We start from the raw sequence: 22,300 nt of genomic DNA on the forward strand, positions 1-22,300 counted from the left end.
CTGCAAGCTGAAGGACTTCAAGCGCATCGCCATGCGCAGCGAAAAGACCGACCAGAGCTTCGCCGCGATGATCTACCTCGCCACCACCGTGATCCACTCACGCTAAATCTCAACAGACCCTAGAGCACTTTCAAGTCCGGCGGAATCGCCGGACGACTCGGAAAATGCGATCAAACAAAGGGCTGGAGCGGGTTCGCCGAGCGCAGGCGAGGTGAAACCGCTCCAGCGTCCCGATTCCGCAGTCCTGCGGACGTCGTTCTCGAGCCACTGGCTTTTGTTTTCAGTGGCCTGCTTGTCCGCTGCGTTCGCTGGAAATCCAGCGAACTTCGCGGGCAGGACACTCGAGCGGTTTCACGCTGACTGTGCAGCGCGAAACCGCTCTAGCTTATGGCTTGTAGAGCAGATTCACGCCTCCGGGCGATGCCGCCCTCCGGCGACCTGCTCTAGCGGGGTCCCCGCCGGCGGTTGAGGGCGAGATCCTCCGGCGTCAGCGCGAAAGTGGCCCAGATGCGGTAATCCTGCGCCCGCCGCCCCTCCCCCACCGGCAAGGTCACCGTCACCGGCGCGCTCTGGATGCTCGTCCGCGTCTCATTGCGGGCGAAGCCCACCCGGTCCACGAAGTCCTGGCCGATGATCCGCCCATCCGCCGGGTCGATCATCACCACCGACCAGGGCAGGTCGAATTCCCGCCCCTCCGCCCCCGCGCCGCGCTCCACGGTGAAATTCGCGCTGATCGTCATCTCGATGCTGCGATTGCCGCGACCGGGGTTGCAGCCGCCGCTGAGCCCGGCCAGCCGGGCGTCGAATTCCAGCGTCGTCAGGTCCTTGACCGGGCCCGGGCGGTAGCGGGTGAGGTCGGCGCCTTCCGCCAGAATCCCCGGCGTCGGGCAGGCCAGCGGCGCCGTGGCGGGGGAGGAACCGCACCCCGCCAGCGCCGCCGTGAGCCCGGCGGCCAGGACAATTCGACTGCGCATCCCCATTCTTCCCCCTCGCGCCCGCATCCCCGGCGGCCCGGGCGTGTTTCGCGCCGACCGAACCCGGTCGGCGCCGACACGCTTCAGAAACACAAAAGACTAGAGCAACTTATCTCGACCCGGTTGGGACGGGACCCCCGTTCCAGTCCGGCCGAGGCTGCTCTAGTGTGCGCCGCACTCTGCCCGCCGGCGCCACGGCACGGCAACCCGAGCCCGCGAGCACGCAACGCCATGAACCACATCCCCCAGCCGCCCCTTTCCGACAAGCCCCGGCTGCACGTGCTGCTGGCCGGGCCGCGCGGCTTCTGCGCCGGCGTGGACCGGGCCATCAAGATCGTGGAGGAGGCGCTCCGGCGCTACGGCGCCCCGGTCTATGTCCGGCACGAGATCGTCCATAACCGCTTCGTCGTGCAATCCCTGGAACGCCAGGGGGCGATCTTCGTGGAGGAGCTGGACGAGGTGCCGGACGACGCGCCGGTGGTGTTCTCCGCCCATGGCGTCCCGAAAGCCGTCCCGGCCGAGGCGTCGCGGCGCAAGCTGTTCTACCTCGACGCCACCTGCCCGCTGGTGAGCAAGGTGCATCGGGAGGCGGAGCAGCATTTCTCCCGCGGCCGGCACATCCTCCTGATCGGCCATGCCGGCCACCCGGAGGTGGTGGGCACCATGGGCCAATTGCCGGACGGCATGGTGACGCTGATCGAGGATGAGGAGCAGGCCCGCAGCGCCCCGGTGCCGACCGGCAGGCCGCTCGCCTTCATCACCCAGACCACGCTGTCGGTGGACGACACCAGCGGCATCGTCGCGGCGCTGAAGGCACGCTTCCCGGAGATCCATGCGCCGGCGAAGGAGGATATCTGCTACGCCACCACCAACCGCCAGGCGGCGGTGAAGGCGATCGCGCCGCGCGCCGCGCTGATGGTGGTGGTGGGAGCGCCGAATTCCTCCAATTCGCTTCGGCTGGTGGAGGTGGCGGAGCGCGCCGGCTGCCCCCGCGCCATCATGGTGCAGCGGGGGCGGGAGCTGGACCCGGCCATGGCGGCGGGGCTCGGCACCATCGGCATCACCGCCGGGGCCAGCGCGCCGGAAGTGCTGGTGGAGGAGGTGCTGGCCCGGCTCAGGGAGCGCTTCGAGCTGGATATCGAGGAGGTGGTGGTGGCGGAGGAGACCGTCACCTTCAAGCTGCCGGCGGCGCTGCACGCCGCCACCTGAACGGCGCCACGCCGGGCGCCGGGCCGGCACCCTCGCCCTGGCGCAACCGGCGGGTTAGAAGCCCCGCATGGCGGTCTATACCGAAGTCTCCGACGAAGCCCTGCGTGCCTTCCTGGCGGAATACGATCTGGGCGAGCTGCGGGCCTATCGCGGCATCGCCGAAGGGGTGGAGAATTCGAATTACGCCCTGCAGACCGGGGCCGGCGATTTCATCCTGACGCTCTACGAAAAGCGGGTGGACCCGGCGGAGCTGCCCTATTTCCTCGGGCTGATGCAGCACCTCGCCGCGCGCGGCCTGGCCTGCCCGCAGCCGGTGGCGGCCCGCGACGGCCAGGCGCTGCGGATACTGGCGGGGCGGCCGGCGGCCATCTGCACCTTCCTGCCCGGCGTCTGGCCCCGCCGCGTCCGGCCGGAGCATTGCGCGCCGCTGGGCGAGGCGCTGGCGAAGCTGCATGCGGCGGGGGCGGATTTCCCCGGGCGCCGGCCGAACGCCCTCGGCCCCGCCGGCTGGGCGCCGCTGCTGGAGCGCTGCCGGGCGGAGGGGGATGGCGTGCAGCCCGGCCTCGTCGCCCAGCTCGATGCCGCGCTGGCGGGGATCCTCGCCGCCTGGCCGGCGGCCGGGGCGCTGCCGGCGGGGCAGATCCATGCCGATCTCTTCCCCGACAATGTCTTCTTCCTGATGGATGCGGCGGGGCGGCCCTATGTCTCCGGCCTCATCGACTTCTACTTCGCCTGCACCGACCTGCTGGCCTATGACCTGGCCGTCTGCCTGAATGCCTGGTGCTTCGAGCCGGACGGGGCCTACAACGTGACCAAGGCGCATGCGCTGATCGCCGCCTATCACGGAAGGCGGCCGCTCGTGGCGGCGGAGCGGGCGGCGCTGCCGGTGCTCTGCCGCGGCGCCGCGCTGCGCTTCCTGCTGACCCGGCTGTTTGACTGGACGAGCACGCCGCCCGGCGCGCTGGTGACGCGGAAGGACCCGCTGGAATATCTGCGCAAGCTGCGCTTCTTCGCGGCGGCCGCGGGGCCGGAGGCGCTCGGTGCCTGAGGGGGAAAAGGTGGCGGCGGAGGAGCTCTCGCTGGTCGAGATCTGGACGGATGGCGGCTGCAAGCCGAATCCGGGGCCGGGCGGGTGGGCGGCGATATTGCGCTTCGGCGAGGTGGAGAAGGAGCTGAGCGGCGGCGACCCCACCACCACCAACAACCGCATGGAGCTGACCGCCGCCTGCGCCGCGCTGGAGGCGCTGAAGCGCCCCTGCCGCGTGGTGCTGCACACGGACAGCGAATATGTGCGCAACGGCATCAGCCGCTGGGTGCATGGCTGGGTGCGCAACAATTGGCGCAACGCCGCCCGCGACCCGGTGGCGAATATGGAGCTGTGGCAGCGCCTGCTGGCCGCCGCGAAGCCGCACCAGGTGGAGTGGAAATGGGTGCGCGGCCATGCGGGCGATGTGATGAACGAGCGGGCGGACAAGCTGGCGACCGCGGCGCGGCTGGCACTGGGCGGGGCGCCCTGATGTCGGCGGCCATGGGCGATGTGATGAACGAGCGGGCGGACAGGCTGGCGACCGCGGCGCGGCTGGCGCTGGGCAGGGCGCCTGATGTCGGCTGCCCCGATTCGCGCTGGCCGAGGCCGGATCTGGCTCCGGACAACCCGGCCCCGGGCGGGGTTCCCTGTGGCGCGTGGCGCATGAGGACGGCCCCTGCCTGAGGCCGCACGCCCCGGGACGGCCCGTGCCGCCCGGAGCTACGGCCCTTCCCACCAGGCTGGCGGGCCGGCCACCGGCACCGGCGGCCCCCGGGGCGGGTCAGGTGCGCGTCGGGGTGCGCCAGGGTGGCCTCGTCCGGCCATTCGGCGTCCGGCGGCGGCGCTTCGCCGCGGCTGGCATCCATCTCCGCCCCGGGCGTGACGCGACCGGCATGGCATCCCGCAGGCGCCTCTTCAGGAACAGGGGCCATGCTGCCGAAGGCGGCCACGAAATGCCGGACCACGCGCGCCACCGCCACCTGCGTCGCCCGGCCATCGCTGCGCGCAAAGAGGCGCACCGCCGACCCGTCGGGGTGCGGCAGCAGGGCGGCCCCGCCCTCCCACGGCCCGTGCCCGTGGTCCCAGCCATGGGTGGCGCCGGGCAGCGCCTCGGCGCCCGGGGTGACGCGGCGGCAGGCCGCCGTCTCGGCGGGATCATCCGGGTGCAGCAGCAGGGTCGGCGCGGTGCTGTGGCGCGGCGCCAGGCCGGCGCAGCCCGGGTAGAGGGCGGCAACCGGCAGCCCGGCCGGCGCGGCAAGGGCGGCGCGCCCGCCGCCGCCGAAGCCGAGCAGGCCGATGCGCGCGCCATCCAGGCGCCCTGGCGCGATGTCGCGGGCGATGCGCCGCAGCCAGGGCAGCGTCAGCAGCGACATGGCCGTGTCGGGCTCGTCCGCCATCAGCTTGAGGACGGCAATGCCTGCCTGCAGCAGATAGTCGAGATAGGGCGTCTCGCGGCCATCCGCCCCCGGGCGGTCCGCCAGGACCAGCACCGCGGGGTGGTGGCCGGGGCCGGCGGCCGGCGGCAGGAAGAGCCAGACCATGCCGTGCGGCGTCGCCAGGGTGCGCGCGTCATCCACCCTTGCCGGGCCGGGCGCGGCCAGGAGCAGCGCCGCCGCGCCGGCGAGGGCCAGGCGCCCGGCGGCCCGCCCGGTGCGGCCGCCGGTCACCCCAGCCCCCGCCAGATGAGCTCGCCCCCGAGCAGGAGCAGGCCGAGGAAGAAGCAGCGGCGGAAAACCTCCGGCCGGGCCCGCGACCGGAGCCGGCCGCCGAGCCACATGCCGGCCAGGGCCGGAAGCACGGCGAGGAGCGAGCTGCCCGAGGCGGCGAGCGGCAGCGCGCCGTGCAGCGCCAGGCCGCCCGCGAGGGCGATGGTGGAGACGGTGAAGGAGAGGCCAAGGGCCTGCACCAGATCGTCCCGCGCCAGCCCGAGCGAGCCGAGATAGGGGACGGCGGGGATGACGAAGACGCCCGTCGCGCCGGTGACCAGCCCCGTCACCGCGCCGACCAGCGGCCCCGCCCAGGGCTCCGCTGTCGGCGGGACGCGCAGCCGGGGCTTCGCCAGGCCGGCGACGCCGTAGAGCGCCAGGGCGGCCCCCAGCGCCGCGCTGGCGGCATGGGTCGCCGCGCCGGCGATGATCCCCGAGCCGGCCAGGGTGCCCGCGGCAACGGCCAGCATCATGGGCCAGAGCCGCCGCAGCAGGGCGCCGAAGCGCGGCCCGGCGAGAAGCTGCCAGACATTCGTCACGAACGAAGGCACGATGAGCAGCGCGGCCGCCTCGACCGGCGGCATGGCGAGGCCGAGCAGGCCCATGGCGACGGTCGGCAGGCCGAGGCCGAGCAGGCCCTTCACCATGCCGGCCAGCAGGAAGACGCCGCAGAGCAGGAGCGCGAGGGAGAAGCTGTCCGTCATCCGCCGGACGATGCGGCCCGGCGGCCCTGCCCCACAATGCGGGAATGGCATAGTGTGCCTGAGTCTCAGCCGAAAGCACGCCGGGCATGCATTTCGACCTGACCGATCTGCGCCTGTTCCTGCATGTCGCGGAGACGGGGAGCATCACCGCGGGCGCCGCGCGGGCCGGCCTCGCCCTCGCCTCCGCCTCCGCGCGGGTGCGGGGGATGGAGGAGCAGGCCGGGGCCAAGCTGCTGGAGCGGGGCCGCCGCGGCGTGGTGCCGACGCCGGCCGGCCGGGCCCTGCTGCGCCATGCGCGGCTGGTCACCGGCCAGGTGGAGCGGATGCGCGGCGAGCTGGGCGAGTATGCGCGCGGCCTGAAGGGCCAGGTGCGGCTGCTGGCCAACACCGCCGCCGCCGCCGAATTCCTGCCCGAGATCCTGGCGGCCTTCCTCGCCGCGAACCCGAATGTGGATGTGGAGCTGGGCGAGCGCTCCAGCCCCGAGGTGGCGCGGGCCGTGGCGGAGGAGGCGGCGGAGATCGGGATCGCCGCCGGCCATGCGGATTTTTCCGGGCTGGAGGTGCTGCCCTTCCGGGCCGACCGGCTGGTGCTGATCGCGGCGCCGGACCACCCCCTGGCGGGACGGGGCCGGATCGCCTTCGCCGAGGCGCTGGGCAGCGAGTTCGTCGGGCTGGCGGATGACAGCGCGCTGGGCGGGCATCTGGCCGGGCATGCGGCGCGGGCGGGTGGGCGGATGCGGATTCGCGTGCGGGTGCGCGGGCTGGACACTGCCTGCCGCATGGTCGCGCTGGGCGCGGGCGTCGCCGTGGTGCCGGAGGCAGCGGCGCGGCGATGGGACCGGGACGGGGCGCTGGCCCTGGTGCGGTTGGACGATGCCTGGGCCGAGCGGCAATTGGCGGTGATCGTGCGACGCCTCGCTGCCTTGCCCGCGCATGCCCGGCGCCTGGTGGAGCACCTCGCGACGTCATCCGGGGCCGGGGCGGCGGTTGCCGGGCGTTGATGCGGGAAGGCACGCGTTCCGCCGCCGGCCGGACCCCGGCAAGGCGAGATGCCCGGCGACGGAGCGCGCTGCCCGCGGGGTGAAGGCCGCTTCCGCCCCGCGCAGTGCCTGCGCGCCCGGGGCCTGGGAGGGCATCGCCGCGGCGCCGGGCAGAAAATTTGCCTCTCCCCCCGCCCCGCCCTAACTCCCCCTCGGCGGGCCCCAGGGGCGCCACCGCCGCGGAAGGACGGAATGAACTGGATCAGCGAATGGGCCCTGCCCAAGATCAAGACGCTGTTCGGCGCGCCGCGCGAGGTGCCGGAGAATCTCTGGCACAAATGCCCCGCCTGCGAGCAGATGGTCTTCCACCGCGACCTGGAGCGGAACCTGCATGTCTGCCCGCATTGCGGCCACCACATGCGGGTCGGCGCCCGCCAGCGCCTGGACTACACGCTGGATGAGGGCTGGCAGCGCATAGAACTCCCCAAGGCGCCGCAGGACCCGCTGCGCTTCCGCGACCAGCGCCGCTACGTGGACCGGCTGCGCGAAGCCCAGGCCAAGGGGGGGCAGGAGGACGCCGTGGTGGTCGCGCATGGCGTCATCGAGGGCAACCGCGTGGTCGCCGCCGCCTTCGATTTCAGCTTCATGGGCGGCTCGATGAGCGCCGGGGTGGGGGAAGCGCTGGTCACCGCCGCCCGCCTCGCCGTGCTGCAGGACAGCCCGCTGATCGTCTTCACCGCCTCCGGCGGCGCCCGCATGCAGGAAGGCGCCATCAGCCTCATGCAGATGCCGCGCACCGTCATCGCCACGCGCATGGTGAAGGAGGTGGGACTGCCCTTCATCGTCGTGCTCTGCGACCCCACCACCGGGGGCGTCACCGCCAGCTTCGCCATGCTGGGCGACATCCAGATCGCCGAGCCCGGCGCCATGATCGGCTTCGCCGGCGCCCGGGTCATCGAGCAGACGGTCAGGGAGAAGCTGCCGGAAGGCTTCCAGCGCGCCGAATACCTGCTGGCGCACGGCATCCTCGACATGGTGGTGAAGCGCAGCGAGATGCGGGCGACGCTGGCCCGGCTGATCGGCCTGCTGCGGCTGCCGGAACGCGAGACGGCGCCGGCGGCGGAGCCCATGCTCACCCTCGCCCCGCCCGCCCCGGCCGAGGGCCCGACCCCCGCCGCATGAGCCGCTCCGAGGAGATCATCGACCGGCTGCATGCGCTGCATCCGAAGCTGATCGACCTCAGCCTCGGCCGGGTGCAGGCGCTGCTGGCGAAGCTTGGCCATCCGGAGCGCGCCCTGCCGCCGGTGGTGCATGTGGCCGGCACCAACGGCAAGGGCAGCACCTGCGCCTTCCTGCGCGCCATCGCCGAGGCGGCGGGGCAGCGCGTGCATGTCTACACCTCCCCCCACCTCGTCCGCTTCCATGAGCGCATCCGCCTGGCCGGCACGCTGGTGGAGGAGGCGGCGCTGACCGCGACGCTGGAGGAGGCGGAGCAGGTGAATGCCGGCGCGCCGATCACCGTGTTCGAGATGATCACCGCCGTCGCCATCCTGCTGTTTGCCCGGGTGCCGGCGGATCTGCTGGTGCTGGAGGTGGGGCTGGGGGGCCGCTACGACACCACCAATGTGGTGGACCGCCCGGCGGCGACGGCCATCACCTCCATCTCCATGGACCATATGGAGTTCCTCGGCGACCGGCTGGCCGGGATCGCCGGGGAGAAGGCCGGCATCATGAAGCGGGGCGTGCCCTGCGCCACGGGCGCGCAGGTGCCGGAGGCGATGGCGGTGCTGCGGGCGGAGGCGGAGTCGGTGGGCGCCACGCTGCTGGCGCGCGGCGAGGCCTGGGAGGTGGCGCCGCGTCCGGACGGGCTGCTGTACCGCGACGCGGCGGGGGAGCTGGCGCTGCCGCCGCCCGCGTTGCCGGGGGTGCATCAGGCGGAGAATGCCGGCATCGCCATCGCCGCCCTGCGCGCCTGGAACCCGCCCTGGCTGAGCGCGGCGGCGATCGCCGAGGGGCTGCGCCGCGCCGAATGGCCGGCGCGGCTGCAGCGCCTGCAGGGCCGGCTGGCGCGAAGCCTGCCGCCGGGCTGGGAGCTGTGGCTGGATGGCGGGCATAATGCCGGCGGCGGGGCGGCGCTCGCCGCGCATTGCGCCACCTGGGCTGACCGGCCGCTGCACCTGGTGGTGGGGATGAAGGGCAGCAAGGTGGTGGCGGATTTCCTCCGCCCGCTGCTGCCGCTGGCGACCACCCTATGGGCGGTGGCGGAGCCCGGGCAGTACCAGGCGACGCCGGTGGAGCGGATCATCGAGGCCAGTGGCGGGCTAGCCCGCCCGGGGCCGGATGTGGCCGGGGCGCTGGCGCAGCTTGCCGGCCCGCCGGCCCGGGTGCTGATCTGCGGCAGCCTTTATCTGGCAGGCGAGGTGCTGAAGGCGGACGGCGCCTGACCCCCTTCGCCGCCATCGGCACGTCCCGGGTTTTCGGCGTCACGCCTAGGTCGGCGGCGGGCATTGCCGTCTCGCCCGCGGTGGCGCTGGCCTATGCGCCGCCCGCCAGCCGCACCCGCCGCGGCACCGATCCGGCCCCGGCGGAGTGGCCGGCCTGGCCCGGACTCCCGGTTTCCAAAGGCCGTTCGGCCCTTGGCGGGAGGGTTCAAGGGCGGGCAGCGCCCTCCCTTGCCATGGCCCGCAGCGCGTCGAGCCGGATCTTGCCGAGCGCGGTGCGTGGCAAGGCCGTCGTGGCGATCACCGCGCGGGGGTGCTTGAAGCGCGCCAGGCGGCCCTCGAAGAAGCGCAGCACGGCGGCGGCCTCGAAGCCCTCCCTCGGCACCACCACGGCCACCGGCACCTCCCCCCAGCGCGGATCGGGCCGGCCGCAGACCGCGCCTTCCGCTACCCCCGGCGCCTCCCGCAGCACCCGCTCCACCTCCGCCGGGTAGATGTTCTCCCCGCCGGAGATGATGAGATGCTTGAGCCGGTCGGTGAACCAGTAGCGGCCTTCGGCATCTCGGCTGCCGACATCGCCGGTGCGGAACCAGCCGTCGCGCAGCGCCGCCGCCGTGGCCTCCGGCGCGTTCCAGTAGCAGCGCATCACATTGGGGCCGCGCAGCTCGATCTCGCCCGGCTGGCCCGGCGGCAGGGGATGGCCCGCCGCATCCACCACCCGCGCCTCGCAGAGCAGCGCCGGGCGGCCGATGGAGCCGGGATGCGCCATCGCCTCCGCCGCCAATTGGCAGATCGCGATCGGCCCTGTCTCCGTCGCGCCATAGACCTGCTGCACCGGCACGCCGCGCGCCTGGAAGGCCTCGATCAGCGGCACCGGCACCTCCGAGGAGCCGGCGCCGAGGCCGCGCAGGCAGGAGAGATCGGCGTTGGCCCAGCGCGGATGCTCGACCAGCATGCGCATCACCGTTGGCACCAGCAGGCTGAGCGTCGGCCGCGCCTCCGCCAGCGCGTCGAAGAAGGCGTCGGGGTCGAAGCGGCGGTGCAGCAGCACGCCGGCCCCGGCCAGCAGCGCCGGCACGGTCTGGATGTTGAGCCCGCCGGAATGCGACATGGGCAAGGCGGTCAGCACCAGATCGTCCGGCGTCAGCGCATGCAGATGCTGCCCGTTCAGCGCATTGGCCAGCAGCCCGCGCTGGTCCAGCACCGCCCCCTTCGGCCGGCCGGTGGTGCCGGAGGTGTAGAGGATGAGGAGCGGATCGCCCTCCGCCCCCACCGCCGGCGGCGGCGCGGCCTCGGGCGGCGCCTCGGCGGGCCAGAGCGTACAGCCCTCCGGCAGCGCCGCCGCGGCCAGCGCCGTCTGCTCCTCGGTCGCCAGCAGCAGCCGGGCGCCGCTGTCTTCCAGCGCGAAGCGCAGCTCGGCGGGCGCCAGCCGCCAATTCAGCACCACCAGGATGGCGCCGAGCCGGGCGCAGGCGGCGAGCAGCAGGAGCTGCGCCGGATGGTTCAGCCCCAGGAAGGCCACGCGGTCGCCCCGCCCGATGCCCGACGCCGCCAGCCCGCCCGCCAGCCGCCCCGCCGCGGTGGCCAAATCGGCATAGGTGAGCCGCGCGCCTTCGAATTGCAGGGCGACGCGGTCCGGCGTGTGGTCGGCATGGGCGTCGAGCCAGCGATGCAGCATGGCTAATCCGTCTCGCCCTTCTCATAGAGCGCGTCGCGCCCGATGCGGTCGATGCAGAGCTCCGCCGTCCAGGGCAGCATGAGCGAGCCGCAGCGCGCATCGCGATAGAGCCGCTCCAGCGGCAGGGATTTCAGCATGGCCTGGCCGCCGCAGGTGCGGATGGCCTTGGCCGCCAGCGCCGCGGCGTTCTCCATCACCGTATGCTGCGCGGCCCAGGCGCGCAGCACCTGTTCCTTGCCCGGGTCCGGCCCGGCTTCGGAGATGGCCTGGAACCACAGCGCCTTGGTCTGCTCCAGCATCACCCGCATCTCGGCGACGGCGATCTGCTTGGTGGGGTACATGCGGCGCTTCACCGGCGGCATGCCCGGCCATTCCCCGCGCAGATAGGAAACGGTGAAGTCATAGGCGGCCTGGGCGAGGCCCATATAGGTCGGACTCAACGTCATGAACATGTGCGGCCAGCGCGTCGCCGCCTGGAAATAGAGGCCGGGCGGCATCAGCGCCGCTTCTTCCTCGACGAAGACGTCGCGGAAGACGAGGTTGCGGGAGACGGTGCCGCGCATGCCGAGCGGGTCCCATTCGCCTTCCACCGCCACCCCCGGCGCGTCCCGCGGCACGGCGAGGTAGAGGGTGTTGCGGCGGGACAGCTTCTCGTCGCCCTCCGCCAGCTCGGTGCAGAGGATGCCGTAGTAATCCGCATGGCCGGCGAGGCTCGCAAAGATCTTCTTGCCGTTGATGACGAAGCCGCCCGGGGCGCGCCGCGCCGTGGTGCCGAAGGCGACGCCGCCCGCCGCCGCTGCCCCGCCCTCGGAGAAGGGCTGGGAATAGATCGCGCCGTCGCGCAGGATGCGCGCGTAATGCACCGCGCGGCGCTGCCGGTGCTCCGCCCGGATCGCCGGCGCCATCTCCAGATCCTCGGTCAGCGCGCCGGTCCAGAGGGTGGAGCAGACATGCATGTTCCAGGTCAGCGCCGTGGCGCCGCAATACCGCCCAAGCTCCGCCGCCGTCAGGCAGTAGGCGCGGAAATCGGCGCCTTCGCCACCCTCCTCGACAGGGATGCAGATGCCGAGCAGCCCGTTGCGGTGCATGTCCCGGTAATTCTCGGTGGGGAAGCTCGCCTCCCGGTCCCAGCGCGCGGCGCGGGGTGCCAGCACCGCGGCGCCGAATTCCCGCGCCAGGGCGGTCAGCCGCGCTTCCTGCGGGGTCAGGCGGAAGCCGCGGGGGTCGAAGATCGGCGCATCCATGCGTCAGAGCGACCGGAGGAAGCCGGCGACCGCGGTGTTGAAGGCGGCGGGGAATTCCAGATGCGCCAGATGCCCCGCACGCGGCAGCACCACCAGCCGGCTGCCGGCGATCGCCTGCTGCATGCGCTCCATGGTGCGCGGCGGGGCCAGCGGGTCGCGCTCCCCGGCGACCAGCAGGGTGGGGGCGGCGATGCGCGCCGTATCCTCCCGCCGGTTGAAGCTGGTGAGACAGCGGACGGTGGCGCGGTAGGCGGCCTCCGGCGTCGCGGCCAGGGCGGCGATGGCGGCCGGCGCGGCCTCCGGCGGTGCCTCGGGCCCGAGCAGGCTGGGCATGCTCTCCGCCGCCAGCTCGGCCATGCTCTGCCCGGCCTCCAGCGGCGCCAGCCGCTCCCGCAGGAAGGCCTCGGCGAAGCTCGGGTCGCGCCCGCCGAAGCTCGGCGTGGTGGCGTAGAGGATCAGCGCCCGCACCCGCGCCGGGAAGGCGAGGGCGAATTCCTGCGCCAGCATGCCGCCGATGGAATGGCCGAGCAGCACCGCCTGCGCCACCCCCGCCGCATCCAGCGCATCCCGCAGCGAAGCGGCCCAGGCGGGGAAGCTGGTCTCCGCCAGCATCGGCGAGCCGCCATAGCCGGGCAGCGGCCAGTCCAGCACCTCATGCCCCGCCAGGGCGGGCAGCGTCGGCCCCCAGGCGGCCCCGCCAATGCCATGCAGCAATACCAGAGTCACGCCACCAGCCTCCCTTCCACCACCACCGCCTCGCCATCCAAAGCGATGGTGCAGCCGCGCACGGGCAGGTCGAAATGCCCTTCCGTGAAGCGGCCGGCGAATTCATTGGCGCCGGTCGAGAACAGGAAATTCCCGGCGAAGGCGCGCAGCTCCGTGCCGTTGGTGTCGCGCTGATCGTACATCGCCAGCGCCTCGTACCGCGCCCGTTCGTTCAGCCCCCAGCCGACATGCGAGACGGCATAGGCGGCGCGGTCGCCCCAGGCGGCCCAGTAGCGGCGCATCAGCTCGGCATCCGTGCCCTCACCCTCGATGGCGGTCACGTGGTCCTCCGCCAGCGTCAGCCGCACGGGGCGTTCCAGGTAGCGCTTGAAGGTGAGGTTCACGTCGCCCGCATCCAGCACCAGCGTGCCGTTCACGCTGCCGGCGCGGGGGAAGGAGACGACGACGCCGCCCGGCCAGTGCGCGACGGTGCCGGGCCTATCGGTCCAGCCCCAGACGCCGGCGGTGACGGCGCCTGCCATCGCCACGGTGAGGTCGGTGCCGGCGGCGGAGGTGACGCGCATCTCCCGCGCCGCGCGCGCCCGCTTCACCGCCGCCTTCACCCGCGCCTCATCTTCCGGCCGCGGCACCAGCCGGGCCAACGCCTCCGGATGCTCGTTGGAGACCATCATCACCCGCGATCCGGCGGCGAGGATCTCCTTCAGCTCCGGCGCATGCAGCAGCCCTTCCAGCGTCAGGTCGATGATGAGCGGCGAGGCCCGCAGCGCCGCCAGCGCCGCCGGGTGGCCCTGCAGGGCGCGCGAGGCGCCGGTGGAGCGCACCGGCACCGGGGCGGCCTGGGCCGGCGTCGGCAGCACGCAGCGGAAGGGGCGGCAGCCGAGTCGCAGCGCCGCCAGCTCCGCCAGCTCCAGGTTCAGGGCACGGGATTGGGTTTCCGCCAGCAGGCAGACCGGCAGGCCGGGCGTCGCGGCGCAAAGCCGCAACACCGCCTCGAAGGCGGCCAGCCACGGGGCTTCGATACGGTCCGTCAGCATGCTGGCACCCCCTCTCCGGCCGCAAAATTCGCACGGCCGAGATTGCATGAAAATGCAATTTTAGGCGGTTGGAACTATTTCAGAGCACACTACTCGCAGACTAGTAAGGATGTCGAAAATCATGCGCCGGGCATATCATTTCCACCCATGACCACCCCAGCCCCTCCCGAGGAACCGGCCCCACGGTTCATTGACGACTACCTCCTCTACCTGATGGCGCGGGCCTCGCACCTGATTTCCGGCGAGTTCCACGAGCAATTGCGCCGCAAGCATGTCAGCGTGCCGGTCTGGCGCGTCCTGGCCGGGCTGGTGGGCAGCAAGGGCGAGACGGTGACGGGACTCGCCGAGATCTGCCTGCTGCAGCAGCCGACCATGACCAAGCTGCTGGACCGCATGGTGCGGGACGGGCTGGTGCAGCGGGCGCAGGATGGCCGCGACCGGCGCGTCGTGCGCATCGCCCTGACCCCGCGCGGGGAAGGCCTGGTGAAGGAATTGCTGGTCGCCGCCAGGCAGCATGAGGCGGAGGTGCTGGCCCGCCACCCGGAAGCCGAGGCAATAGCGCTGAAATCCCTGCTGCGCGCGATCCTCGCCCGGCATGGCAAGGGCCGGCGGAAGGGGGGGTGAAAGGCCCGAACCTCCGCTGCCCGATTGGCGGCAGTGCCGCCAACCCGCGCCGGGGAGTGACCCACGCCTGGCCCCCGTGGCGTTCCGGACCCGGTGACCGCGGATCCGGGGGGAAGCCCTTCCCCCGGCGGGGGCACAAAGGGCCGGCCCCGCCCATGCCCAAGGCCTTGACGCCGGCCGCTCCACCGCCTCCCATGCCGGAAAGCGCGGGAGCCAGGGCATGCGGCTGACGCTCTGCAACAAGCTGCGGCGCCGCCTGCCCTTCCCGCGGCGATGCGCCCTCGGCCACGCCGGCCGCTGCGGCGTCGAGCCCTCCGACGACCTCCAGGGCTGCGCCGCCGAACATCTGCGCGACGTGCAGGAGGCCGCCTGATGCGCTTCGCCGTCACCGCCATCGAGCGGCGCGAATGGCCCTTCGCCCTGCGCCTGCCCTTCCGCTTCGGCGTCATCACCGTGCGGGGTGGGTTGCAGGCCGTGCTGCGGCTGCGCATCCGCGACGAGTCCGGCCGCGAGGGCTGGGGCGTGGCGGCCGAGACCCTGGCGGCCAAATGGTTCGACAAGGACCCGGCGCTGTCCGATGCCGCCAACCAGCACCAGCTCCGCCGTTCCCTGGAGCTGGCCGGGGAAGCAGCGCTGGCCGCCGGCATGAACACCGCCTTCGGCCATTTCGCCGACAACTACGCCGCGCATGTGGCGGCCTGCGCGGCGGAGGGGCTGAACCCGCTGGTCGCCGGCTTCGGCCGCGCTTTGCTGGACCGCGCCGCGCTGGACGCGCTGCTGAAGCTGCACGGGCTTTCCTGCTTCGCCGGCATGCAGGCGAATATCGGCGGCATGGCGCCGCACGCCGTCATCCCGGACCTGCCGGGCTTCGACTTCGCCGCCATGCTGGCGCGGCTGCGCCCGGCGCGGCGCATCCATGCAAGGCACACGGTGGGGCTGGTGGACCCCATCACCGCCGCGGACCAGGCGGCGCGCGTCGGCGACGGGCTGCCGGAGACGCTGGAGGACGTCGCCGCCACCTATCGCCACGGCTACTGGAAGCTGAAGGTCTCGGGCGACATCCCGGCCGATCTCGACCGGCTCTGCCGCATCGCCGCGGTGCTGGACCGGCTGCATGGCTACCACGCGACGCTCGACGGCAATGAGCAATTCGCCGATGCCGGGAGCGCCCATGCCCTGTGGCGGGCGATGCAGGCGGAGCCGCGGCTGCAGCGCCTCGCCGCCTCGTTCCTCTACATCGAGCAGCCGGTGGCGCGGGCGCGGGCGCTGCAGACCGGCATGGGCGCGCTGGCCGCGGCGCGGCCGGTCATCATCGATGAGAGCGACGGCGCGCTGGATGCCTTCGTCACCGCCCGCGGCCTCGGCTATGGCGGGGTCTCCAGCAAATCCTGCAAGGGCATCTGGCGCAGCCTGATCAACCTGGCGCGCTGCCGGGTCTGGAATGCCGAAGGCGGGGCCTACTTCCTCTCCGGCGAGGACCTCACCTGCCTGGCAGGGGTCTCCGTGCAGCAGGACCTGGCGCTGGTGGCGCTGCTGGGCCTGGCCCATGTGGAGCGGAACGGCCACCACTTCATCGCCGGCTTCGCCGGCCGGCCGAAGGCGGAGGCGGTGCGCTTCCTGGAAGCGCATCCCGGCCTCTATGCCGATACCTCGCGCGGGCCGCGGCTGGCGATCCGGGAAGGGGTGCTGGACCTCGCCTCGCTGGACGTGCCGGGGCTGGGGGCGACGGAGGAGCCGGACTACGCCGCCATGGCGGAGATGCCGAAGGCCGCTTGGCCGAGGTAGGCGCGGGCTTCGCCCCCGGCCCCACCAGGGGCTCTGCCCCTGGACCCCGCCGGGGCCAGGACCTGGCCCCGGACCCCGGTCTGAGTTTCGGAACCGGCGGTTCAGCCTGCCGACCAATAGCCGAGGCGCCCGGCCTCAATCGACCGTCGCGCCGGAGGCCTGGACCACCTCGGCCCAGCGGCGGATCTCCTCGGCGATGAAGGCCTCGAAGGCCGCGGGCGTGGTGCCGCCGCCCTCGGTCAGGCCGGGCGGGTCGCCGCCGAGATCGGCAAGGCGGGCGCGATAGGCGGGGTCCCTCGTGACCGCATCCACCTCCCGCCCCAGCCGCTCGACGATCGCGGCCGGCGTCCGTGCCGGAGCCTGCACACCGAACCAGGCCGTCGCCTCGAAATCCGTCAGCCCGGCTTCGTGCAGGCTCGGCACCTCCGGCAGCACCGTGGCGCGGCCGCGTCCCGTCACGGCAATGGGCCGCAGCCGGCCGTCCCGCACATGGCCGATGACGGAGGGCATGTTGTCGCAGCCGCAATCCAGCCGGCCGGCGACGGCTTCCACCAGCATCGGCCCCGCGCCCTTGAAGGGCACGTGGTTGATGTTGGTGCCGGTGCGCATCTTGAACAGCTCCATGCACATATGCGGGGAGCCGCCGCTGCCGGCGCTGCCGTAATTCATCTGCCCCGGCCGCGCCTTGGCCAGCGCCACCAGCTCCGCCACGGTCTTCGCCGGAGTGGCGGGGTGGACGAAGATCAGGTTCGGCACCTTGGTCAGCAGGCCGACGGCGGTGAAATCCTCCGGCTTCACCGGCATGCGGTCGCCGAACAGGGAGTAGTTGATCGCCGCCGTCGCGATGTTGCTGGTGACCAGGGTGTAGCCATCCGGCTCGGCGCGGGCGACCAGCTCGGCGGCGATGTTGCCGGTGGCGCCGGGGCGGTTCTCCACCAGCACCGGCTGGCCGAGGCGCGGCGCCAGCCGCTCCGCCGCCAGCCTGGCGGCGATATCCGTGGTGCCGGCCGGCGGGTAGCCCACCAGCAGGCGGATCGGCCGGGCCGGCCAGGCCGGCTGCGCCAGGGCGGGGACGGTCGCGGGGCTGGCAAGCGGCAGGGCAAGCAGGGCGCGGCGCGGCAGCTTCATGGTCTTCCTCCCGTGCGTCGCTGGCCCTGGCGGGCTGCGCGCTTTGCGGGAAGTCTGAGCGCGCAGCATGGCCGGGACAAGCCCCGCCCGGCCGCGCGGCAGATGCGCGCATCGTCCTTGCCGCGGCCGCCGATGCGGCGCCCCAGGACGCCGCGCTGCGCCGCGGCTGCGCGAGCAGAAGCCCAACGGGCTGCCGAAAAAGCCGCACCGGCGGCTGAGAAGGCCTCTTCCCGCCATGGGCCGGAAGGCCTTCCGGCCTGACCGATTTAAAGCTCATGGGTTCCAAGGGCCTTTCGGCCCTTGGTGGGGGAGTTCGAGGGGGCAAAGCCCTCTCATTCCGGTGGAGGAGCTTAAGGAGGCCGGCTAATCCACCTTCGCCCCGCTCCGCCGCACCACCTCCGCCCATTTGTCGCGCTCGGCCGCCAGGAAGCTGGCGAAGGTCCCGGGCGAGCTGCCGCCTTCCAGCGTCAGCGCCGGCAGCTCCCCGCCCAGCGCCGCCATGCGGCTGCGGAAGGCGGGGTCGCGCGCCACCGCATCCACCTCCCGCCCCAGCCGCAGCAGCACCGGGGCAGGCGTCGCCGCCGGGGCGAGGATGCCGAACCAGGCGGTCGCCTCGAAGCCCGTCACCCCCGCCTCGTCCATGGTCGGCGCCTCCGGCAGCGCCGGGCTGCGGGCGGCGCCAGTGGTCGCCAGCGCCCGCAGCTTGCCCTCCTTCACGAAGCCCAGGGCGGAGGGGATGTTGTCCATGCCGACATCGACGCGCCCGGCCATCAGCTCCGTCAGCATGGGCGCGCTGCCGCGATAGGGCACATGGGTCAGCGGCGCCGCCGTCATCATCCGGAGCAGCTCGCCGCAGACATGCGGGGAGGAGCCGATGCCCGCCGTGCCGTAATTCAGCCCGCCCGGCCGCGCCCTGGCCAGCGCCACCAGCTCCGCCACGCTCTTCGCCGGGCTGTCCGGCGGCACCAGCAGCACATTGGGCACCCGGATCAGCAGCCCGACCGCGGCCAGATCCTGCGGCCGATAGGGCATGCGGTCGCCATAGACGGCGAAGTTGATGGCGCCGGTGCCGATGGTGGTCAGCAGCAGCGTATAGCCATCCGGCTCCGCCCGGGCGACGAATTCCCCGGCGACATTGCCGCCGGCGCCCGGCCGGTTCTCCACCACCACCGGCTGGCCGAGGCGCGGCCCGAGCGCCTCCGCCGCCAGCCGCCCGGTGAGGTCCGTGGTGCCGGCCGGGGTGAAGGGGATGACGAGGCGGAGCGGCCGCTGCGGCCAGGCGCCTTCGGCCCGCGCCGCCGCCGGCGCCGAGGCGGGGGCAGCCAGCAGCGCGGCCAGCAGGGGGCGGCGGCGCATGGCGCCTATTCCACCGTGGCGCCGGATTTGCGCACCACCTCGCCCCATTTGGCGATCTCGGCCTTGATGAAGGCCTCGAAACTCTCAGGCGAGGTGCCGCCATCCGGCGTCAGCCCCGGCGGCATGCCGCCCAGATCGTCGATCTTCGCCTTGGTCTCCGGTTCCTTCGTGATCGCGTCGATCTCGCGGCCCAGCCTTTCGATGATCGGCCGCGGGGTGCGGACCGGCACCTGCACGCCGAACCAGGCGGTCGCCTCCACATCCGGGAAGCCGGCCTCGGCGGTGGTGGGTACGTCCGGCAGGGCGGGGCTGCGCTGCTTCGTCGTCATTGCCAGGGGCCGCAGCCTGCCGTCGCGGATATGGCCGATGACGGAGGGCAAATTGTCCACCGCCACCTCGATCCGCCCCGCGATCACCTCCTGCAGCATCGGCCCGGAGCCGCGGAAGGGCACGTGCTGCATCTGGATGCCGGCGACGGTCTTCAGCAGCTCCCCGGTCAGGTGCAGGGAGGTGCCGGCGCCGGAGCTGCCATTGTTCAGCTTGCCGGGATTCGCCTTGGCGTAGTCCACCAACTCCTTCAGCGTGCGGACCGGCAGGCTGTTGGTGACGAAGATCAGGTTCGGCACCTGCAGCATCAGGCCGCAGCCGGCCAGATCCTCCGGCTTGTAGGGCATCCTCGCGCCGTAGAGGCTGTAATTGATGCCGCCGGAGGAGACGGTCGCCATCAGCAGGGTGTAGCCATCCGGCTCGCCCTTCGCGACGAAGTCGCTGCCGACATTGCCGCCGGCGCCGGGCCGGTTCTCCACGATCACGTTCTGGCCGAGGCGATGGGTCAGCCGCTCCGCCAGGATGCGGGCGGCGATGTCGGTGGTGCCGGCCGGGGTGAAGGGGACGACGAGGCGGATGGTGCGGCTGGGCCAGGCGGCATCCTGCGCGCGCAGGGCGGGCGCGGCGAGCAGGGCTGGCATGGCGGCGAGCAGGGTGCGGCGATGCAGCATGGTTTGGACGTTCTCCCCGGTTTGCGTCCCATGTAGCACGGGGCAGGGCGGCGGGAAGAGACCTTGCAGCAGCGGCACGAACGCCGCGGCGGGGAGGATTCCCTTGCGGCGCACCGCCCGGCGGCCCTTGCGCCGGGCGCTGGCGGGCCCTGCGGGAAGGGATTGCCCGGCGCGCCGGCGAGGCCCCAGGCGCCGATGGGATGGACAGGCGTCCCTCTCCCTACCGCCCTGCCAGGGAGGGAAGCGGGCTCAGCGCGCCGGGCGGCCGCCCGGCGGAGCCGCCGGCGGGCCGCCCGCGCCGCCGCCCATGCGGCCGGGCATCTGCATCGCCTGATAGCCCTGGGGCAGGCGGAACCGCGCCGGGTCCTGCGCCGCATAGGTCACCTGAGTCGCCTCCACGCCGCCGCTCTGGCCCTGGTGGCTGCCCTGGCTGCGCAGCATCACGCCGTCATCGGTGACGCAGCCCTCGCCACGGCTCTCGCCATCCTCATAGCGCCAATTGGTGCAGCGCACCCCGGCCACTGTCGCGGTGCCCAGCCGGGTGAAGCGCGCCGAAGCCGGCGGGCTGGTGGGGATGAGCTGCCCCTGCGGCCCGTGCAGCGGCATCTCCATCACCATGCGCTGCGCGTCCATCACCATGAACATCTTTTGCGCCGGCTCATCCACCAGGGACCAGCCCATGCCGCCGGGCATGTCCACCCGCAGCTTCTGCTCGGCCACCAGCCAGCTCATCCGCAGCTCCTGCCCCGCCGCCTGGCCGCCGGTGGAGCGGTAGGTGACGCTGACATCGCGCTTCGGCTTGAAGACGGGCCTGTCCTGCGCCGCGGCGGGCAGCGCCAGCCCGGCGCAGAGCGCCAGGGCCAGAGCAGGGGCGAGCCGGGTGGTCATGGCGTTAATCCTCCTCGGTCCGGCGCGCCAGCACTTCCCGCTTGCCGACATGGTTCGCGGGGCCGACCACGCCTTCCTTCTCCATCTGCTCGATGAGCTTGGCGGCGCGGTTGTAGCCGATGTTGAGGTGCCGCTGGATAAAACTCGTGCTGGCCTTGCCCTCGCGCGTGACCAGGGACACCGCCTGGTCGAACAGCCCCTTCTCGCCGTCCGAGGCGCCGGCGATGCCGGAGAGGGCGAGGCCCTCGCCGCCATCCACATCCTCCTCCGCCTCGGTGACTTCCTCCACATAGGCGGGCTCGCCCTGCTCCCGCAGATAGTCCACCACCCGCTCCACCTCGGTGTCGGAGACGAAGGGGCCGTGGACGCGCGCCACGCGGCCGCCGCCGGCCATGTGCAGCATGTCGCCCTGGCCGAGGAGCTGCTCGGCGCCCATCTCGCCGAGGATGGTGCGGCTGTCGATCTTCGAGGTGACCTGGAAGGAGATGCGCGTCGGGAAATTCGCCTTGATGGTGCCGGTGATGACATCCACCGAGGGGCGCTGCGTCGCCATGATGACATGGATGCCGGCGGCGCGGGCCATCTGTGCCAGGCGCTGCACCGCCGCCTCGATCTCCTTGCCGGCGACGATCATCAGATCGGCCATCTCGTCGATGACGACGACGATCATCGGCAGGGGCGAGAGGGCAAGGGGCTGCTCCTCGAAGATCGGGCGGCCGGTCTCGGGGTCGAAGCCGGTCTGCACCTTGCGGGTCAGCACCTCGCCGCGGCGGGCAGCTTCCACCACCTTCTCGTTATAGCCGCCGATATTGCGGACGCCGAGCTGCGACATGGCGCGGTAGCGCCGCTCCATCTCCCGCACCGTCCATTTCAGCGCGCCGATCGCCTTGGGCGGCTCCGTCACCACGGGCGCCAGCAGATGCGGGATGCGGTCATAGACCGACAGCTCCAGCATCTTCGGGTCGATCATGATGAAGCGGCATTCCTCCGGGCTGAAGCGCCAGAGGAGGGAGAGGATCATGGTGTTGATGGCGACCGACTTGCCCGAGCCGGTGGTGCCCGCGATCAGCAGATGCGGCATGCGGGCGAGGTCGGCGATGACCGGATTGCCGCCGATATCCTTGCCGAGCGCCAGCGGCAGCTTGCCCGGGTGCCGCGTCCAGTCCTCGCTGCCCATCATCTCGGAGAAATAGACCGTCTCCCGCTTCGCGTTCGGCAGCTCGATGCCGATGACGTTGCGGCCGGGGACGGTGGCGATGCGCACCGCCGTCACATGCATGTTGCGGGCGATGTCGTCGGCGAGGCCGATGACGCGGGCGGATTTGGTGCCGGGGGCCGGCTCCAGCTCATAGAGCGTGACCACCGGGCCGGGGTTGATGGCGGCGATGCGGCCGCGCACGCCGTAATCCTCCAGCACCTGCTCCAGCAGGCGGGCATTGGCGGACAGCGCCTCCTCGCTCGGCCGGCCGACGCGCCTGGCGGGCGGCTCGGCGAGGAGCGAGAGGGGCGGCAGGCGCCAGGGCTCGTCGGCCAGATCCAGGCTCTGCTGGCGCGGCGGCTCCGCCCGCCTGGCCGGCGGGGCGGGGGCGGCGATCTTCGGCGGCCGGGCGGCGGCGAGGGACTCGGCCGGCGGGGCCGGCTCCGGCGCGATGCGGGGCGGCAGGCGGGGGCGGGCGGGCGCCTCCGCCGCCGCATCGGCGGCGCGCAGCACCGCGGCGAGGTCGGCGCCGGGCATGGCGCGGCGGGGGCGGGCGGCGCGCAGCCGGCCGAAGAGCCGGCCGAACAGCCCCGCGGCGCC

At 72.9% G+C, this 22,300-nt stretch carries 20 protein-coding genes; 9 read left to right on the forward strand and 11 right to left on the reverse strand.

Translation table 11 applies throughout. The features are described 5' to 3' along the window. Positions 1-443 precede the first annotated feature (443 nt). Positions 444-974: a hypothetical protein gene (locus E5N76_RS28630; RefSeq protein WP_149541396.1), complete on the reverse strand. Its 531-nt coding sequence runs from the start codon at positions 972-974 to the stop codon at positions 444-446. Between the two features lie 231 nt (positions 975-1,205). Here E5N76_RS28630 and ispH point away from each other — a divergent pair, with 231 nt between their 5' ends. The 3 genes from ispH to rnhA all read left to right on the forward strand — a co-directional run bounded on the left by ispH (position 1,206) and on the right by rnhA (position 3,700). Continuing rightward, on the forward strand, positions 1,206-2,183 hold the full coding sequence (ispH, locus tag E5N76_RS28635) for a 4-hydroxy-3-methylbut-2-enyl diphosphate reductase (RefSeq protein WP_149541397.1): 978 nt from the start codon (positions 1,206-1,208) through the stop codon (positions 2,181-2,183). A 67-nt stretch (positions 2,184-2,250) separates the two neighbouring features. Further along, entirely contained in the window at positions 2,251-3,231 is a 981-nt protein-coding gene (locus E5N76_RS28640) for a homoserine kinase (RefSeq protein WP_149541398.1), read from the forward strand. A 10-nt stretch (positions 3,232-3,241) separates the two neighbouring features. Next, complete coding sequence (gene rnhA / locus E5N76_RS28645) at positions 3,242-3,700, forward strand: ribonuclease HI (RefSeq protein ID WP_149541413.1); 459 nt, start codon at positions 3,242-3,244, stop codon at positions 3,698-3,700. Between the two features lie 1,173 nt (positions 3,701-4,873). On the opposite strand, the gene E5N76_RS28650 is transcribed toward rnhA, so the two are convergent. Next, the gene (locus E5N76_RS28650) at positions 4,874-5,620 is read right to left on the reverse strand and encodes a sulfite exporter TauE/SafE family protein (RefSeq protein WP_149541399.1); all 747 of its coding nucleotides are present in this window, start codon (positions 5,618-5,620) and stop codon (positions 4,874-4,876) included. Positions 5,621-5,706: 86 nt separating this feature from the next. On the opposite strand from E5N76_RS28650, the gene E5N76_RS28655 reads away from it, so the two are divergent. From E5N76_RS28655 to E5N76_RS28665, 3 genes are all read left to right on the forward strand, one after another. After that, a complete protein-coding gene (locus E5N76_RS28655) occupies positions 5,707-6,621 on the forward strand; it encodes a LysR substrate-binding domain-containing protein (RefSeq protein ID WP_149541400.1) in 915 nt (304 codons plus the stop codon). A 231-nt stretch (positions 6,622-6,852) separates the two neighbouring features. Continuing rightward, positions 6,853-7,782 (forward strand): acetyl-CoA carboxylase, carboxyltransferase subunit beta, encoded by a 930-nt coding sequence (accD, locus tag E5N76_RS28660; protein ID WP_149541401.1) that lies wholly within the window; start codon positions 6,853-6,855, stop codon positions 7,780-7,782. Beyond that, positions 7,779-9,044, forward strand: a complete 1,266-nt coding sequence (locus E5N76_RS28665) for a bifunctional folylpolyglutamate synthase/dihydrofolate synthase (RefSeq protein WP_149541402.1) — start codon at positions 7,779-7,781, stop codon at positions 9,042-9,044. Before accD ends, E5N76_RS28665 begins: the two co-directional genes overlap by 4 nt. 205 nt (positions 9,045-9,249) lie before the next feature. Here E5N76_RS28665 and E5N76_RS28670 read toward each other — a convergent pair whose 3' ends face one another. The 4 genes from E5N76_RS28670 to E5N76_RS28685 are packed head-to-tail and all read right to left on the reverse strand — an operon-like array spanning position 9,250 to position 13,723. Continuing rightward, positions 9,250-10,719: a class I adenylate-forming enzyme family protein gene (locus E5N76_RS28670; protein ID WP_149541403.1), complete on the reverse strand. Its 1,470-nt coding sequence runs from the start codon at positions 10,717-10,719 to the stop codon at positions 9,250-9,252. Between the two features lie 2 nt (positions 10,720-10,721). Continuing rightward, positions 10,722-11,963 carry an acyl-CoA dehydrogenase family protein gene (locus E5N76_RS28675; protein ID WP_149541404.1) on the reverse strand — a complete coding sequence of 414 codons (1,242 nt, stop codon included), beginning with the start codon at positions 11,961-11,963 and terminating at the stop codon, positions 10,722-10,724. Between the two features lie 3 nt (positions 11,964-11,966). Continuing rightward, the gene (locus E5N76_RS28680; protein ID WP_187830470.1) at positions 11,967-12,689 is read right to left on the reverse strand and encodes an alpha/beta fold hydrolase; all 723 of its coding nucleotides are present in this window, start codon (positions 12,687-12,689) and stop codon (positions 11,967-11,969) included. Further along, on the reverse strand, positions 12,686-13,723 hold the full coding sequence (locus tag E5N76_RS28685) for a M29 family metallopeptidase (protein WP_149541406.1): 1,038 nt from the start codon (positions 13,721-13,723) through the stop codon (positions 12,686-12,688). The genes E5N76_RS28680 and E5N76_RS28685 overlap by 4 nt, the downstream gene beginning before the upstream one ends. A gap of 147 nt (positions 13,724-13,870) precedes the next feature. Between E5N76_RS28685 and E5N76_RS28690 the strand changes: the two genes are divergently transcribed. The 3 genes from E5N76_RS28690 (at position 13,871) to E5N76_RS28695 (ending at position 16,132) form a co-directional block, all read left to right on the forward strand. Then, a complete protein-coding gene (locus E5N76_RS28690; protein WP_149541407.1) occupies positions 13,871-14,347 on the forward strand; it encodes a MarR family winged helix-turn-helix transcriptional regulator in 477 nt (158 codons plus the stop codon). A gap of 220 nt (positions 14,348-14,567) precedes the next feature. Continuing rightward, complete coding sequence (locus E5N76_RS29940) at positions 14,568-14,720, forward strand: hypothetical protein (protein ID WP_187830471.1); 153 nt, start codon at positions 14,568-14,570, stop codon at positions 14,718-14,720. Beyond that, positions 14,720-16,132 (forward strand): enolase-like domain-containing protein, encoded by a 1,413-nt coding sequence (locus E5N76_RS28695; protein ID WP_149541408.1) that lies wholly within the window; start codon positions 14,720-14,722, stop codon positions 16,130-16,132. The genes E5N76_RS29940 and E5N76_RS28695 overlap by 1 nt, the downstream gene beginning before the upstream one ends. A 135-nt stretch (positions 16,133-16,267) precedes the next feature. Here the strand turns inward: E5N76_RS28695 and E5N76_RS28700 are convergent, their stop codons facing one another. The 5 genes from E5N76_RS28700 to E5N76_RS28720 all read right to left on the reverse strand — a co-directional run. Further along, complete coding sequence (locus E5N76_RS28700) at positions 16,268-17,260, reverse strand: Bug family tripartite tricarboxylate transporter substrate binding protein (RefSeq protein ID WP_149541409.1); 993 nt, start codon at positions 17,258-17,260, stop codon at positions 16,268-16,270. Positions 17,261-17,623: 363 nt separating this feature from the next. After that, positions 17,624-18,616: a Bug family tripartite tricarboxylate transporter substrate binding protein gene (locus E5N76_RS28705; protein WP_149541410.1), complete on the reverse strand. Its 993-nt coding sequence runs from the start codon at positions 18,614-18,616 to the stop codon at positions 17,624-17,626. Between the two features lie 5 nt (positions 18,617-18,621). Then, entirely contained in the window at positions 18,622-19,614 is a 993-nt protein-coding gene (locus E5N76_RS28710; protein WP_149541411.1) for a Bug family tripartite tricarboxylate transporter substrate binding protein, read from the reverse strand. A gap of 249 nt (positions 19,615-19,863) precedes the next feature. After that, positions 19,864-20,502 carry a DUF4412 domain-containing protein gene (locus tag E5N76_RS28715; protein WP_187830472.1) on the reverse strand — a complete coding sequence of 213 codons (639 nt, stop codon included), beginning with the start codon at positions 20,500-20,502 and terminating at the stop codon, positions 19,864-19,866. A 4-nt stretch (positions 20,503-20,506) separates the two neighbouring features. Next, positions 20,507-22,300 (reverse strand): DNA translocase FtsK (locus E5N76_RS28720; protein WP_268921335.1); only part of this gene is annotated, 1,794 nt, incomplete at its 5' end.

The sequence above is a fragment of the Siccirubricoccus phaeus genome (assembly GCF_008360935.1).
Lineage (GTDB): Bacteria > Pseudomonadota > Alphaproteobacteria > Acetobacterales > Acetobacteraceae > Siccirubricoccus > Siccirubricoccus phaeus.

What these genes read in the sequence shown, in the direction of transcription:
- E5N76_RS28630 (WP_149541396.1), bottom strand. Translation starts at nt 974, where the DNA reads ATGCGCAGTCGAATTGTCCTGGCCGCCGGGCTCACGGCGGCGCTGGCG.
- ispH (WP_149541397.1), top strand. Translation starts at nt 1,206, where the DNA reads ATGAACCACATCCCCCAGCCGCCCCTTTCCGACAAGCCCCGGCTGCAC.
- E5N76_RS28640 (WP_149541398.1), top strand. Translation starts at nt 2,251, where the DNA reads ATGGCGGTCTATACCGAAGTCTCCGACGAAGCCCTGCGTGCCTTCCTG.
- E5N76_RS28650 (WP_149541399.1), bottom strand. Translation starts at nt 5,620, where the DNA reads ATGACGGACAGCTTCTCCCTCGCGCTCCTGCTCTGCGGCGTCTTCCTG.
- E5N76_RS28655 (WP_149541400.1), top strand. Translation starts at nt 5,707, where the DNA reads ATGCATTTCGACCTGACCGATCTGCGCCTGTTCCTGCATGTCGCGGAG.
- accD (WP_149541401.1), top strand. Translation starts at nt 6,853, where the DNA reads ATGAACTGGATCAGCGAATGGGCCCTGCCCAAGATCAAGACGCTGTTC.
- E5N76_RS28665 (WP_149541402.1), top strand. Translation starts at nt 7,779, where the DNA reads ATGAGCCGCTCCGAGGAGATCATCGACCGGCTGCATGCGCTGCATCCG.
- E5N76_RS28670 (WP_149541403.1), bottom strand. Translation starts at nt 10,719, where the DNA reads ATGCTGCATCGCTGGCTCGACGCCCATGCCGACCACACGCCGGACCGC.
- E5N76_RS28675 (WP_149541404.1), bottom strand. Translation starts at nt 11,963, where the DNA reads ATGGATGCGCCGATCTTCGACCCCCGCGGCTTCCGCCTGACCCCGCAG.
- E5N76_RS28685 (WP_149541406.1), bottom strand. Translation starts at nt 13,723, where the DNA reads ATGCTGACGGACCGTATCGAAGCCCCGTGGCTGGCCGCCTTCGAGGCG.
- E5N76_RS28690 (WP_149541407.1), top strand. Translation starts at nt 13,871, where the DNA reads ATGACCACCCCAGCCCCTCCCGAGGAACCGGCCCCACGGTTCATTGAC.
- E5N76_RS29940 (WP_187830471.1), top strand. Translation starts at nt 14,568, where the DNA reads ATGCGGCTGACGCTCTGCAACAAGCTGCGGCGCCGCCTGCCCTTCCCG.
- E5N76_RS28695 (WP_149541408.1), top strand. Translation starts at nt 14,720, where the DNA reads ATGCGCTTCGCCGTCACCGCCATCGAGCGGCGCGAATGGCCCTTCGCC.
- E5N76_RS28700 (WP_149541409.1), bottom strand. Translation starts at nt 17,260, where the DNA reads ATGAAGCTGCCGCGCCGCGCCCTGCTTGCCCTGCCGCTTGCCAGCCCC.
- E5N76_RS28705 (WP_149541410.1), bottom strand. Translation starts at nt 18,616, where the DNA reads ATGCGCCGCCGCCCCCTGCTGGCCGCGCTGCTGGCTGCCCCCGCCTCG.
- E5N76_RS28710 (WP_149541411.1), bottom strand. Translation starts at nt 19,614, where the DNA reads ATGCTGCATCGCCGCACCCTGCTCGCCGCCATGCCAGCCCTGCTCGCC.
- E5N76_RS28715 (WP_187830472.1), bottom strand. Translation starts at nt 20,502, where the DNA reads ATGACCACCCGGCTCGCCCCTGCTCTGGCCCTGGCGCTCTGCGCCGGG.